Raw genomic sequence first — 13,915 nt, forward strand, 5'->3', positions numbered from 1 at the left:
GGCGGGGGGCGTCCGGGGTTGCATCGGCGCCGTGCCCGAGCCGCGCCCCTCCCCCGCCGACCGCGCCGATCCGGCGCAGCCGCCCGCCCCGGGCGGGCAGCGCGACCTGGTGCCCTTCCGGGAGGCGGTGCGCACCTGGTCCGCCATCTCGCTGCAGACCTTCGGCGGCCCCGCCGGGCAGATCGCCGTCATGCAGCGCGCCCTGGTCGACGACAAGCGCTGGATCGGCCAGCAGCGCTTCCTGCACGCGCTGAACTACTGCATGCTCCTGCCCGGCCCGGAGGCGCAGCAGCTGGCGGTCTACACCGGCTGGCTGCTCAACGGCACCCGCGGCGGACTGGTCGCCGGCACCCTGTTCGTCCTGCCCGGCGTGCTCGCGCTGCTGGCCCTGTCGGTGCTGTACGCCGCCGCCGGCGACACGGCCGTGGTGAGCGGGCTGTTCGCGGGCCTGGCCCCGGCGGTGCTGGCCGTCGTGGTGCAGGCGGTGCTGCGGGTGGGCGGGCGCGCCCTGGCGCACCGCGCCCTGCTGGTGCCGGCCGTGGCGGCCTTCGCGGCGCTGGCCGTCTTCGGCGCCCCGTTCCCGCTGGTCGTGGCCGGCGCCGCCGCGTTCGGCTGGGGGCTGCACCGCTGGGCCCCGCACGTGCTGGCCGGCGCCGCCGGCGGGCACGGCGCGGTGCGCGAGGGACCCGCCCCGCTCGTGCCCGACGACGTCCTGCACACCGAGCGGCCCTCCACCGCCCGCGCGCTGAGGGTGCTCGCGGTCGGGCTGGTGCTGTGGGCCGCGCCCGTGCTCGCCGTCGCCCTGCTCACCGGGACGGGCAGCACCCTGACCCGGCAGGGCCTGTTCTTCTCCGGCACCGCGCTGGTCACCTTCGGCGGCGCCTACGCCGTGCTGGCCTTCGTGGCCCAGCAGGCCGTGGAGCGCTACCACTGGCTGGCCCCCGGGGAGATGGTGCGCGGGCTGGCGCTGGCCGAGAGCACCCCCGGGCCGCTGATCATGGTGGTGCAGTTCGTGGCGTTCCTGGGCGCCTACCGCGACCCGGGCACCCTGGACCCGTGGGTGGCCGCGGTGCTCGCCTCGCTGCTGACCACCTGGGTGACGTTCGTGCCCTGCTTCCTCTTCATCTTCCTGGGCGCCCCGCACGTGGAGCGCCTGCGCGCCAACCGGGCCCTGTCGGCGGCGCTGAGCGGCATCACCGCCGCCGTCGTCGGCGTCATCGCCAACCTGGCGGTCTACTTCGCGCTGCACACCCTCTTCGCCACCACCACGACCTGGGCGGCGGGCCCGGTGCACCTGGAGGTGCCGGTGCTCACCTCGCTGCGCTGGGTGTCCCTGGCGCTGGCCGCCGCGGCCGCCGTGATGGTCTTCCGGTGGAGGTGGTCGGTGCTGCGGGTGCTGGCCGTCAGCGCCCTGCTGGGCCTGGCCACCCTGCCCCTGAGCTGATCGCGCCGGCCGCGGGACGGGCGGTCGTAGGGTCGTCGTCGTGAGCACGACCGGCGGCACGACCGACCCCACGCCCCTGACCGACGAGCTGCGCCAGCGCGCCCTGGCCTGGATCGAGGACGACCCCGACGAGCGCGACCGCGAGGAGCTGCGCGCGGTGCTGGCCGCCGCGCGGGGCGGGGACGCGGCCGCGGCCGCGGACCTGGCGGAGCGCTTCTCCGGCGCGCTGGAGTTCGGCACGGCCGGCCTGCGCGGCGCGGTCGGCGCCGGGGAGCACCGCATGAACCGGGCGGTGGTGCAGCGCGCCGCCGCGGGGCTGGGCGCGTGGCTGACGCAGCGCTTCGAGCGCCCCCGCGTCGTGGTGGGCCTGGACGCGCGCCGCGGCTCGCGCGAGTTCGCCGACGACTCCGCCGCGGTGCTGACCGCCGCGGGCTGCGAGGTGCTGCTGCTGCCGCGGCCGCTGCCCACGCCGGTGCTGGCGTTCGCGGTGCGCCACCTGGGCGCCGACGCCGGCGTCATGGTGACCGCCAGCCACAACCCGCCGCGGGACAACGGCTACAAGGTCTACCTGGGCGGGCGCGCCGGCGGCGAGGAGGGCCGCGGCGTGCAGATCGTGCCGCCGGTGGACGCCGAGATCGCCGCCGCCATCGCGGCGGTGGGCCCGCTGGCGCGGCTGCCGCGGGCCGCCGGCGGCTGGCGGGTGCTCGGCGAGGACGTCGTGGCCGCCTACCTGGACGCGGTGCTGGCCGCCACCGCGCTGCCCGGGCACCGCGCCCCGGCGCGCGAGCTGCGCCTGGTGGTCACCCCCATGCACGGCGTCGGCGGCGCCGTGCTCGCCGGGGCCCTGCGCCGCGCCGGGTTCGGCGACGTGCACGTGGTGCCGGAGCAGGCCGACCCGGACCCGGCGTTCCCCACGGTGGCGTTCCCGAACCCGGAGGAGCCGGGCGCGCTGGACCTGGCGCTGGACCTGGCCGCGCGCGTGGGGGCCGACCTGGTGCTGGCCGTGGACCCCGACGCCGACCGGGCCTGCGCCGCGGTGCCCACCGGGGCGCGCTCGGACCGCGCGGCGTGGCGGCAGCTGAGCGGCGACGAGCTGGGCTGGGTGCTGGGCGAGCACCTGGCCGCGCCCGGCGCGGTGCTGGCGTGCTCGGTGGTCAGCTCGCAGGGCCTGGCGCGCATCGCGGCCGCGCACGGGGCGACGTTCTCCCCCGCGCTGACGGGGTTCAAGTGGATCGCCCGCGTGCCCGGCGTCTCCTTCGGCTACGAGGAGGCCATCGGCTACTGCGTGGCGCCGGCGGTGGTGCGCGACAAGGACGGCGTCTCGGCGGCCGTGCTCACCGCGCGCCTGGCGCGGCGGCTGCTGGCGCAGGACCGCACCCTGCTGGACGTCCTGGACGACGTGGCCCGCCGCGACGGCGTGCACGTCACCGGGCCGGTGTCGATCCGCGTGGAGGACCTGGGCCTGATCGGCGCGGCGATGGCGCGGCTGCGCGAGCACCCGCCGGCCGAGCTGGGCGGGGCGGCGGTGACCAGCGTGGAGGACCTGCTGCGGGGCGTGGACGGCCTGCCGCCCACCGACGGGCTGCGCTGGCGCACGGCCGCCGGCGCGCGCGTGGTGGTGCGGCCCTCGGGCACCGAGCCGAAGCTGAAGTGCTACTGCGAGGTCGTCGTGGAGCTGGACGGGGACGGGCCGGACGCCCTGGCCGCCGCCCGGCGCACGGCCGCCGAGCGGCTGGCGGCGGTGCGCCGCGACGTGCGCGCCGCCACCGGCATCGGCTGAGCGCCCCTGGCAGGACCCTGCACGCACCCGGCGGCGTCGTGCCGTGGACCCCGCGCACCCGTTGCCCGGGGCCCACGGCGCTGGCAGCGTCGTGGGCGACCGCGCCGGAGCGAGCAGGAGGTGCCGCGTGCAGGACGTCGAGGGCCCCGTGGCCACCGGGCCGGTGCTGACGGACGTGGTGCTGGACCCGGGCCCGCAGGGCAGCCCCGGCCTGCGGGCGGTGCTCGGCACCCCGGCCGGGCCCGGGCCGTGGCCGGGCGTGGTGGTGGTCCACGAGGCGTTCGGCGTGGACGACGTGATGCGCCGGCAGGTGGCGCGCCTGGCCTCGGCCGGCTACCTGGCCCTCATGCCCGACCTGTTCACCGCCGGCGGGGCGCGCCGCTGCCTGGTCTCCACGATGCGCGCGGTCGTGGCGGGCACCGGGCGGCCCTTCGTGGACGTGGAGGCCGCGCGCGCGTGGCTGGCGGCCTCCCCGGCCTGCACGGGCCGGATCGGGGTGCTGGGCTTCTGCATGGGCGGCGGTTTCGCGCTGGTGACCGCCTCGCGGGGCTTCGACGTGGCCTCGGCGAACTACGCGCGGCTGCCCGCCGACGCCGAGGCCGCCCTGGCCGGGGCGTGCCCGGTGGTGGCCAGCTACGGCGCCGAGGACCCGGCGCTGAAGGGCACCGCCGCCGAGCTGGAGTCGGTGCTGACCCGCCTGGGCGTCGAGCACGACGTGCGCGAGTACCCCGGCGCCGGGCACGGCTTCCTCAACGACGCGCCGGTGGGCCCGCGCCCGCTGCGCCCGCTGCTGCGGCGGGTGGCGCGCATGGCGCCGGACCCGGTGGCCGCGGCCGACGCCTGGGCGCGCATCGAGGCGTTCTTCGCCGCGCACCTGCGCGAGCGGGACGCCTCGTGAGCGGAGCGCGCGCGCGCACCGCGATCGTCGTCGGCGGCGGCATCGCCGGGCCCGTGCTGGCGGTGGCGCTGCAGCGCGCCGGCATCGCCGCGACGGTGCACGAGGCGTACGCGGCGCCGGCGGGCGACGTCGGGGCGTGGCTGGGGGTGCAGGTCAACGGCCTGGACGCGCTGCGCGCGATCGGCGCAGACCAGCCGGTGCTGCGCGCCGGGGTGCCCACGCCGCGCATCGAGTTCCGCAGCGGCACCGGCAAGGTGCTCGGCGGCATCGACACCACCGGCGGCGCCGGTGCCGGGGGCGCGCCGGCCCCGGCGGGGGTGTCCCTGAAGCGCTCGGAGCTGTACCGGGTCCTGCACGGGGAGGCGCTGCGGCGCGGCGTGGAGGTGCGCTACGGCTCGCGGCTGGTGGGGGCCCGGCGCACCGCCGAGGGGGTGCGGGCCGAGTTCGACGACGGCAGCACCGCCACCGCCGACGTCCTCGTCGGCGCCGACGGGGTGCGCTCGACGGTGCGGACCCTGCTGGACGCGGGCGCGGCACCGCCGCGGTTCGTGCCGATCCTCAACCTGGCCGGGTACTCCGAGCACGTGCCCGCCGGCGCCGAGCCCGGCCGGCTGACGATGGTGTTCGGCCGGCGCGCGTTCTTCGGGTACCTGGCCACCCCGGGCGGGCGCACGTGGTGGTTCGCCAACCCGCCGCTGCGCGCGGAGCCGCGCCGCGGGGAGCTGGAGGCGGGCACCGACGCGCGGTGGCGGGCGCTGCTGGCGGACTCCTTCGCCGGGGACCGCTCACCGGCCCTGGAGCTGGTCGCGGCCACCCCGGAGCCGTTGCGGGCGTGGGCCACGTACGACCTGCCCACGGTGCGCACCTGGCACGACGAGCGCACGGTGCTGCTGGGCGACGCCGCCCACGCCACCTCCCCCGCCGCCGGCCAGGGCGCCTCGCAGGCGGTGGAGGACGCCGTGGTGCTCGCGCGCTGCCTGCGCGACCTGCCGGTGCCGCTGGCGTTCGAGGTGTTCGAGCGGACCCGGCGCGCGCGCGTGGAGCGGGTCGTCGCGGCCGGCTGGCGCACCAGCGCGGCGAAGTCGCCCGGCGCGGTGGGCCGCGTCGCGCGCGACGCGGTGATGCCGCTGGTGCTGCGCGCCGGGGCCCTGCGCGGTCAGGACCAGCAGGCGTGGATGCGCCGGCACCACGTGGAGTGGGACGCCCCCGCGCTGCCGCGCGCCGGCGCGGTGCCGGCGCGCGGCTGAGACCCCGGCCGCCCCCGTCCGGGCCGGCCGCCAAGCCGGTTCAGGCCGGTTCAGGCCGGTTCAGGCCGGTTCAGGCCGGGGCGGCCGGGTCCGCGAGGACCCCGGCGAGCCAGTCCAGCTGCCGGCGCCACTGGTGCGCCTGGCCGCCCTCGTGGTCGTTGAAGGGGTGCACGACCAGCTCCGAGGGCCCGCCGTAGCTGCGGTGCGCGGCCCACACCGTGGAGGGCGGGCACACGCGGTCCATCAGGGCCAGGGAGATCAGCGCCGGGGCGGTGGCCCGCGGGACGAGGTGGGCCACGTCGAAGTGGTCCAGGGTGCCCAGGACCTGCTCGACGCGGTCGCGGTGGACGGAGAGGTAGCGCACGAGCTCGGCGTAGGGGTCCGTGGCGGCCACGAGGACGGCGCGGCGGAACCAGGACAGGAACGGCACGTCGGCCATCACCGCGCGCACCCCGGTGGCCAGGGAGGCCGCGGCCAGGGCGATGCCCCCGCCCTGGCTGGCGCCGGTCACGCTGACGGCGCCGGGGTCCACGTCCGGCAGGGAGCGGGCGGCCTGCACGGCGCGCACCGCGTCGACGTAGACGCGGCGGTAGTAGTAGGTGTCGCGGTCCAGGACCCCGCGGGTGAGGAAACCGGGGGCGGAGACGTCGGAGCCGGCCGGGTCGGGGGTGGAGCCGCCCCCGCCCCACACCGCGCCCTGGCCGCGGGTGTCCACGACGAGGTGGGCGTACCCGGCGCTGGCCCAGGTGAGCCGCTCCTCGGCCAGGCCGCGCCCGCCGCCGTAGCCGATGAACTCCACCACGGCCGGCAGCGGCTCGCGCGCGCCCGCCGGCCTCACCAGCCAGGCGTTGACCCGGTCGCCCCCGGCGCCGGCGAAGGAGAACTCCTCGTGGGTCAGGGTCGTCAGACGAGTGGGCGCCGGGGTGCGCCGCACGTCGAGGGGGTGCACGGCGGCCGCCGCGAGGGTGGAGGCCCAGAACCCGTCGAGGTCGACGGGCACGTTCAGCGCCACGTCGAGCTCCTCGAGCTCCCCCAGGGTCATCTCGGACAGCGGCACAACGGCTCCTCGTCGGTGCGGGTGGAGGCCCCGCCGGCGGCGGGGACCCTCATTCATCAGATGAGATCTTGACACCCCGGGAGCCGTCGCGTCATCGTCTGCATGCCGCCGCACCGCCGCGGCCCGGCGGACGACGCGAGGAGACGCGATGACGTGGACCGCCGGCCCGCGCGCCGGGGGCGGGCGCTGCTGATGCCGCACCTGGAGCACGACCGCCCGGCGTCGACCTGGCTGGAGGCGTGGCCGGTGGGCGACGGCCGGCTCGGCGCGGTCTGCTGGGGCCTGGCCGACGGCGAGAAGCTGTCCCTGAACGACGACCGCGCCTGGTCCGGCCCGGTGGGCGGGCCGCGGCACACCGCGCCCGCCGACCACCCGCAGCGGGTGCTCGCGGCGCGGCGGGCCGTCCTGGACGACGACGCCGCCCGGGCCGACGCGCTGATGCAGCCGGTGGTGCCGCACACCCAGGCGTACGTGCCCGTGGGCGAGCTGCTGGTGCGCACGCCCGGGCTGAGCGCCGGGGAAGGCCTGCGCCGCGGCCTGGACCTGGCGACGGCGACCGCGTGGACGCACCGGCCGCGCCCCGGCGGCGGGGTGCGGCACGAGACGTTCGTCGCCGCCCGCGCCGGGGCGCTCGTGCACGAGGTCGGCGTCACCGGCGGCGAGGACCCCGGCGAGGACCCCGGCGAGGACGTCGAGGTCGTCTTCACCTCCCCGCTGCCGCTGCGCTCGGCGGAGCTGCGCCGCGCGGGCGGCGGCGCGGTCGAGTGGCGGGCCCTGCTGGAGCTGCCGCTCGACGTGCGCCCGTGGAGCCCGGGGCAGGAGGGCGAGGCGGTGCGGTGGGCGCCGCCCGGCTCGCCGGCGACCCGGCTGGTCGCCGTCGTCGTGCGCGCCCTCGCGGACGGGCGCACGGCGGACGCCGCGGACGACGCGGACGACGCGGACGACGCGGTGCTCGTGGCCCGCTGGTCCGGTGCGCGCCGGGTGCGGCTGGTGGTGGCCGTGGAGGTCCCCGAGCCGCTCGCGCACGCCCCCGGCACGCCCGACGTGGACGCCGCGGCGCGGCGCGCGCGGGCGGCGCTGCAGGCCGTGGAGCGGGTGCGCGCCGCGCACCTGGCCGACCACGGCGCCCTCTTCGGGCGCGCCGGCCTGGAGCTCGGCGGGCGCTGCGCGCCGGGCACGCCCACCGACGAGCTGGTGCACCGCGCCGTCGACGACGAGGACGCCCACCGGGCGCTGGCCGAGCTGGTCGTGGCGCACGCGCGCTACCTGCTCGTCACCGGCTCGCGGCCGGGCACGCTGCCGATGACGCTGCAGGGTCTGTGGAACGCCGAGCTGCGGCCGCCGTGGAGCAGCAACTACACCACGAACGTGAACCTGCAGATGGCGTACTGGCCGGCGCAGGCGTGGGCGCTGCCGGAGTGCGCCGAACCGCTGCTGGCGTTCACCGAGCGCCTGGCCGCCGAGGGGGCGCGCGCGGCGCGGGAGATGTACGACGCGCCGGGGTGGGTGACGCACCACAACAGCGACGGGTGGGCGCAGACCCGCAGCGTCGGCGGCGGCTGGGCGGACCCGTCGTGGTCGGCGTGGCCGTTCGGCGGGGCGTGGCTGTGCGCGAACCTCGTCGACGCCGTGGAGCACGCGGCGGACCCGGCCGCCGTCGCGGCGCGGGTGCTGCCCGTGCTGGAGGGCGCCGCGCGGTTCTGCCTGGCCTGGCTGGTGCGCCTGCCCGACGGCACCCTGGGCACCGCGCCGTCCACCTCGCCGGAGAACCGCTGGCTGGACGCCGGCGGCACCGCGCGCGCGGTGACCGCCAGCAGCACCTGCGACCTGGAGCTGACCCGCGGGCTGCTGCAGGCGTGGTCGCGGCTGGCGCCGGACGAGCCGGCCACCGCCCGGCTGCGCGAGGACGTGCGCGAGGCGCTGGCCGGGCTGCCGCGCCCGCGCACCGGCGCGCGCGGGCAGCTCCTGGAGTGGCACGAGGACCTGCCGGAGGCCGAGCCGGAGCACCGGCACACCTCCCACCTGGTGGGTCTGTACCCGCTGGGCACGCTGGACCCGCGGGCCGAGCCGGACCTGGCCGCGGCCGCCGCGCGCACCCTGGAGCTGCGCGGGCCGGAGAGCACCGGGTGGGCGCTGGCCTGGCGCACCGCCCTGTGGGCGCGGCTGGGCCGCGGCGACGTCGTCGGCGACCTCGTGCGGCGCTGCCTGCGCCCGGCCGTCGACGACGCCGCCCAGGCCGGCGGGCTGTACCCGAACCTGTTCTCCGCCCACCCGCCGTTCCAGGTCGACGGCAACCTCGGCTTCGCCGCGGGCGTGGCCGAGGCGCTGGTGGGCTCCACCGCCGAGCGCGTGGACCTGCTGCCCGCGCTGCCGCCGCAGTGGCCGCGCGGGCGGGTGCACGGCCTGCGCACCCGCGCCGGGGTCGAGGTGGACCTGACGTGGGAGGGGGGGCGGCCCACCCGCGCGCGGCTGCGGCACCTGCGCGCCGGCACCGTGCACGTCGCCGTCGGCGCGAGCGCGTGCGGCACCTTCACCGGCGGCCCCGGCGAGGAGCACGACGTGCCGCTGCCCGCCCCCGCCGCGCACCGCACCGGAACCCACCAGGGAGGAACCCCGTGAAGATCCTGCGCACCGGCCCCAGGGGCGGCGAGAGCCCCGCGGCCCTGCTGCCCGACGGGCGCGCCGTCGACCTGTCCGGCGTCCTGGACGCGCACCGGCCGTGGAGCGCGGAGGACCTCGCCGCCGCCGGCGCCGCCGTGCGCTCCGGCGACCTGCCGGAGCTGGACCTCACCGGCCGCCGGATCGGCGCCCCGCTGCCGCGGCCGGGCACCGTGGTGTGCATCGGGCTGAACTACCGCGACCACGCGCGGGAGACCGGTGCGGCGATCCCGGCCGAGCCGGTGGTGTTCCTGAAGTCCTCCTCCACCGTCGTCGGCCCGCACGACACCGTCCTGGTGCCGCGCGGCAGCACCAAGACGGACTACGAGGTGGAGCTGGGCGTGGTCATCGGCCGGCGCGCCCGCTACCTGGCCAGCGCCGAGGAGGCGCTGGAGCACGTCGCCGGCTACGTCGTCTCCCACGACGTCTCCGAGCGCGAGTTCCAGCTCGAGCGCGGCGGGCAGTGGGACAAGGGCAAGAGCTGCGAGACGTTCAACCCGCTGGGGCCGTGGTTCGTCACCGCCGACGAGGTGCCCGACCCCGGCGCGCTGGGCCTGCGCACCCGCGTCAACGGCGAGCTGCGCCAGGACGGCTCCACGGGCGACCTCGTGTTCGGCGTCGGGGAGGTCGTGCGCTACCTCAGCCACTTCACCGTCCTGGAACCCGGCGACCTGGTGAACACCGGGACCCCCGCCGGGGTGGCGCTGGGCCGCCCGGAGCCCAAGCCGTACCTGCGCGCCGGCGACGTCGTCGAGTGCGAGGTCGACGGTCTGGGCAGCACCCGCAACGAGCTGGCGGACGCCTGATGGCCGCCCGCGCGAGGTTCACCGGGTTCCGCACCCTGGACGTGCGCTTCCCCACCTCCCGCCACCTGGACGGCTCGGACGCGATGAACCCCGACCCGGACTACTCCGCGGCGTACCTCGTCATCGGCACCGACGCCGGCGACGGCCTGGAGGGGCACGGGTTCGCGTTCACCATCGGCCGCGGCAACGACGTGCAGGTCGCGGCGATCGAGGCGCTGGCCGGGTACGTCGTGGGCCGCGACGTCGAGGAGGTCCTGGGCGACATGGGCGCCACGTGGCGCTCGTTCGTCGACGACTCGCAGCTGCGCTGGCTGGGCCCGGAGAAGGGCGTGGTGCACATGGCCGTGGGCGCCGTCGTCAACGCCCTGTGGGACCTGCGCGCCAAGCGCGCCGGGCTGCCGCTGTGGGACCTGCTCTCGCGCCTGTCCCCCGAGGAGCTGGTCTCCCTGGTGGACTTCCGCTACCTCACCGACGCCCTCACCGAGCAGGAGGCGCTGGAGCTGCTGCGCGCGGCCGAACCGGGCCGGGCGGCGCGGCGCGAGGCGCTGCTGCGCGAGGGCTACCCCGCCTACACCACCACCCCCGGGTGGCTGGGCTACTCCGACGACAAGCTCGTGCGGCTGGCGCGCGAGGCCGTCGCGGAGGGGTTCACCCAGATCAAGCTCAAGGTCGGCGCCGACCTCGACGACGACGTGCGCCGGTTGCGGCTGGCGCGCGGGGCCGTCGGCCCGGACGTGCGCATCGCCGTGGACGCCAACCAGCGCTGGGACGTCGGGCAGGCCGTGGAGTGGATCGCGGCGCTGGCGCCGCACGACCCGTGGTGGGTGGAGGAGCCGACCAGCCCCGACGACGTGCTGGGGCACGCGGCGATCCGCCGCGCCGTCGCCCCGGTGCGGATCGCCACCGGCGAGCACGTGCACAACCGCGTCGTCTTCAAGCAGATGCTGCAGGCCGGTTCGCTGGACGTGCTGCAGATCGACGCCGCGCGCGTGGCCGGCGTCAACGAGAACGTCGCGATCCTGCTGCTGGCCGCCAGGTTCGGCGTCCCGGTGTGCCCGCACGCCGGCGGGGTGGGGCTGTGCGAACTGGTGCAGCACCTGGCGATGTTCGACCTCGTCGCCGTCTCCGGCACCGCGCGGGACCGCGTGATCGAGCACGTCGACCACCTGCACGAGCACTTCGTGGACCCGGTGCGGGTGCGCGGCGGGCGCTACCTGGCGCCCACCGCGCCCGGTTTCTCCGCGCAGGTGCGCGAGGAGTCCCTGCAGCGGCACCTGTTCCCCACCGGCGCGGAGTGGGCCGGCGAACCCGCGCCGCCGCGCGGGGCCGGGGTCCCGGCGTGAGCGCGCTGGCGGGCCTGCGCGTGCTGGTGACCGGCGGCGCCTCGGGCATCGGGGCGGCGACGGCGCAGCGCTTCGCCGAGGAGGGCTCGGCGGTGGCGGTGCTGGACCGGGAGTTCCCCGGCCCGGCGCCGCGGGGGGTGACCGCGGTGGTGGCGGACCTGTCCGACGACGCCGCGGTGCGCGCCGCGGTGGCCGCGGCGGTCAGCGCCCTGGGCGGCCTGGACGTCCTGGTTAACAACGCCGGGATCGGCGCGCAGGGCACGGTGGAGGACAACGACGACGCCGAGTGGCACCGCGTCCTGGACGTCAACGTCCTCGGCGTCGTCCGCGCCACCCGGGCCGCGCTGCCGGCGCTGCGCGAGTCGCCGTGCGCGGCGGTGGTGAACACCTGCTCCGTCGCCGCCTGGGCCGGGCTGCCCCGGCGCGCGCTGTACTCGGCGTCCAAGGGCGCGGTGCAGGCGCTGACGCTGGCGATGGCCGCGGACCACCTCGCCGACGGCGTGCGCGTGAACTGCGTCAACCCCGGCACCGCGCACACCCCGTGGGTGAGCCGGCTGCTGGCGGCCGCCGAGGACCCGGAGGCGGAACTGGCCGCGCTGGCCGCCCGCCAGCCCAGCGGCCGGCTGGTCACCGCCGAGGAGGTGGCGCACCAGATCGTGCACCTGGCCGACCCGCGCTCCAGCGCCACCACGGGTGCGGTCGTGGCCGTGGACGGCGGGATGCACGGGTTGCGGGTGCCGGCGGCGCGGCCGTGACGGACCCGCGCGCGGGCACCCGGCCGCTGGGGCGCTCGGGCGTGCGGGTGCCGGTGCTGGGGTTCGGCGGCGCCCCCGTCGGCAACCTCCGCACCGCGGTGCCCGACGCGGTCGCCCGCGCGGCCGTCGGGCAGGCCCTCGCCGAGGGGGTGCGGTACTTCGACACCGCGCCCCACTACGGCCTGGGGCTGTCCGAGGAGCGGATCGGCGCGGCGCTGCGCGGGGTGCCCCGCGACGCGTTCGTGCTCGGCACGAAGGTGGGCCGCCTGCTGGAACCGGTGCCCGCACCGGCCGGCACGGACGTCGAGGGCGGTTTCGACGTGCCCGCGCGCGCCCGGCGGGTGTGGGACTTCTCCGCCGGCGGCGTGCGGCGCAGCCTGGAGGAGAGCCTGCGGAGGCTGGGCCTGGAGCGCGTCGACGTGCTGCTCGTGCACGACCCGGACGAGCACGAGGAGGACGCCCGCACCGGTGCGCTGCCCGAGCTGCACCGGATGCGCGAGGAGGGGCTGGTGCGCGCCATCGGCGCGGGCATGAACTCCACCGCGCCGCTGACCCGCTTCGTGGAGGAGTTCGACCTCGACGTCGTCCTGCTCGCCGGCCACTACGACCTGCTGGAGCAGCCCGCCCTGGACGACCTGCTGCCCGCCGCGCTGCGCCGCGGGACCTCCGTCGTGCTCGGCGGGGTGTTCGGCTCGGGCCTGCTGGCGCGGGAGCGCCCGCCCGCGGACGCCACCTACCGCTACGCGCCGGCGCCGGCGGACGTCCTGGCCCGGGCGCACCGGGCCGCGGACCTGGCCCGCGAGCACGGGGTGACGCTGCCGGCGCTGGCGCTGCAGGCGGTGCTGGCGCACCCGGCGGTGGCGTCGGCGGTGGTGGGCATGCGCAGCCCCGAGGAGGTGCGCCGCGACGCGGCGCTGCTCGACGTGGCCGTGCCCGCCGCCGCGTGGGAGGCGCTGCGCGCCTCCGGGATCGTGCGCCCGGACGTGCCGCTGCCGGGCCTGGCGCCGTGATCGACGCGCACGTGCACCTGTGGGACCCCGCCCGGCGGGACTACCCGTGGATGCGCGGCGCGGCGCGGGAACCGCTGCGGCGGCGCTTCACGGCGCAGGACCTGCGCCCGGCGGCCGGGGCGGCGGGCGTCGACGCCGCCGTGCTCGTGCAGACCGTCGCCGAGGTGGCGGAGACCCGGGAGTTCCTGGCCACCGCACAGGCCTCCGGCGGGCTGCTCGCCGCCGTCGTCGGCTGGGTGGACCTCACCGGCGACGTCGCCGCGCAGGTGGAGGCGCTGCGCGGCGGGCCGGGCGGGGCCCTGCTCGCCGGGGTGCGCCACCAGGTCGAGGACGAGCCCGGCACGGGCTGGCTGCTGCGCGAGGACGTGCGCCGCGGCACCCGCACCGCCGCCGGCCTCGGCCTCGTGCACGACCTGCTGGTGCGCGCGGACCAGCTCGCCGACGTGCCCGCGGTGCTCGACGCGAACCCGCGGGGGCGCTTCGTGCTCGACCACGCCGCCAAGCCCCCGCTGGGCGACGCCGCGGCGCTGGGCGAGTGGTCGCGCCTACTGGCGCGGGCGGCGCGGCGGGAGAACCTGGCGTGCAAGGTGTCCGGGCTGTTCACCCTGCTGCCGCCGGGACGGGGCCCGGAGGCGCTGCGCCCCGTGGTGGAGCACCTGCTGGAGGTGTTCGGACCGCGGCGGCTGCTCGCCGGCAGCGACTGGCCGGTGAGCACCCCGGCCGGCGGGTACGAGCGGGTCCAGGGCTGGACCCGCGAGCTGCTGGCGGGGCTGTCCGGCACCGAGCGCGAGCGGGTCCTGGGCGGCACCGCCCGCGAGGTGTACGGCCTGCCGCGCCGGAGCGCTGGCGGGGTGCGCGCGCCGGCGGCGACGATGCCTCCGTGAGCACCGACGCTGGACCGCCACCCCCGCCCGGCC

At 78.3% G+C, this 13,915-nt stretch carries 11 protein-coding genes; 10 read left to right on the forward strand and 1 reads right to left on the reverse strand.

Going from position 1 to position 13,915, the window contains the following annotated elements; translation table 11 throughout:
- Positions 1-31 precede the first annotated feature (31 nt).
- The 4 genes from chrA to GTR00_RS04430 all read left to right on the forward strand — a co-directional run bounded on the left by chrA (position 32) and on the right by GTR00_RS04430 (position 5,369).
- The gene (gene chrA / locus GTR00_RS04415; protein WP_407659600.1) at positions 32-1,444 is read left to right on the forward strand and encodes a chromate efflux transporter; all 1,413 of its coding nucleotides are present in this window, start codon (positions 32-34) and stop codon (positions 1,442-1,444) included.
- A 40-nt stretch (positions 1,445-1,484) separates the two neighbouring features.
- Positions 1,485-3,224, forward strand: a complete 1,740-nt coding sequence (locus tag GTR00_RS04420; protein ID WP_323132207.1) for a phospho-sugar mutase — start codon at positions 1,485-1,487, stop codon at positions 3,222-3,224.
- A gap of 166 nt (positions 3,225-3,390) precedes the next feature.
- Positions 3,391-4,122: a dienelactone hydrolase family protein gene (locus GTR00_RS04425; protein WP_407659601.1), complete on the forward strand. Its 732-nt coding sequence runs from the start codon at positions 3,391-3,393 to the stop codon at positions 4,120-4,122.
- Positions 4,119-5,369: an FAD-dependent oxidoreductase gene (locus GTR00_RS04430; RefSeq protein WP_166610431.1), complete on the forward strand. Its 1,251-nt coding sequence runs from the start codon at positions 4,119-4,121 to the stop codon at positions 5,367-5,369. The genes GTR00_RS04425 and GTR00_RS04430 overlap by 4 nt, the downstream gene beginning before the upstream one ends.
- Positions 5,370-5,439: 70 nt before the next feature.
- Here GTR00_RS04430 and GTR00_RS04435 read toward each other — a convergent pair whose 3' ends face one another.
- Positions 5,440-6,426, reverse strand: coding sequence for an acetylxylan esterase (locus tag GTR00_RS04435; RefSeq protein ID WP_323132208.1), 987 nt, complete (start codon positions 6,424-6,426; stop codon positions 5,440-5,442).
- 153 nt (positions 6,427-6,579) lie between these two features.
- Here GTR00_RS04435 and GTR00_RS04440 point away from each other — a divergent pair, with 153 nt between their 5' ends.
- From GTR00_RS04440 to GTR00_RS04465, 6 genes are read left to right on the forward strand one after another with little or no spacing between them, the layout of a single operon-like run.
- Positions 6,580-9,045, forward strand: a complete 2,466-nt coding sequence (locus tag GTR00_RS04440; protein WP_166610432.1) for a glycosyl hydrolase family 95 catalytic domain-containing protein — start codon at positions 6,580-6,582, stop codon at positions 9,043-9,045.
- Complete coding sequence (locus GTR00_RS04445) at positions 9,042-9,890, forward strand: fumarylacetoacetate hydrolase family protein (protein WP_166610433.1); 849 nt, start codon at positions 9,042-9,044, stop codon at positions 9,888-9,890. Before GTR00_RS04440 ends, GTR00_RS04445 begins: the two co-directional genes overlap by 4 nt.
- Positions 9,890-11,233 (forward strand): L-fuconate dehydratase, encoded by a 1,344-nt coding sequence (locus tag GTR00_RS04450; RefSeq protein ID WP_166610434.1) that lies wholly within the window; start codon positions 9,890-9,892, stop codon positions 11,231-11,233. The genes GTR00_RS04445 and GTR00_RS04450 overlap by 1 nt, the downstream gene beginning before the upstream one ends.
- Positions 11,230-11,988: an SDR family NAD(P)-dependent oxidoreductase gene (locus tag GTR00_RS04455; protein WP_166610435.1), complete on the forward strand. Its 759-nt coding sequence runs from the start codon at positions 11,230-11,232 to the stop codon at positions 11,986-11,988. Before GTR00_RS04450 ends, GTR00_RS04455 begins: the two co-directional genes overlap by 4 nt.
- Complete coding sequence (locus GTR00_RS04460; protein ID WP_166610436.1) at positions 11,985-12,998, forward strand: aldo/keto reductase; 1,014 nt, start codon at positions 11,985-11,987, stop codon at positions 12,996-12,998. Before GTR00_RS04455 ends, GTR00_RS04460 begins: the two co-directional genes overlap by 4 nt.
- The gene (locus GTR00_RS04465) at positions 12,995-13,882 is read left to right on the forward strand and encodes an amidohydrolase family protein (protein WP_166610437.1); all 888 of its coding nucleotides are present in this window, start codon (positions 12,995-12,997) and stop codon (positions 13,880-13,882) included. The genes GTR00_RS04460 and GTR00_RS04465 overlap by 4 nt, the downstream gene beginning before the upstream one ends.
- Positions 13,883-13,915: the final 33 nt, after the last annotated feature.

Source organism: Kineococcus indalonis (assembly GCF_009906395.1).
Lineage (GTDB): Bacteria > Actinomycetota > Actinomycetes > Actinomycetales > Kineococcaceae > Kineococcus > Kineococcus indalonis.

Excerpts from the sequence above, each read along its gene's own strand:
- GTR00_RS04450 (WP_166610434.1), top strand. The coding sequence starts at position 9,890 with ATGGCCGCCCGCGCGAGGTTCACCGGGTTCCGCACCCTGGACGTGCGC.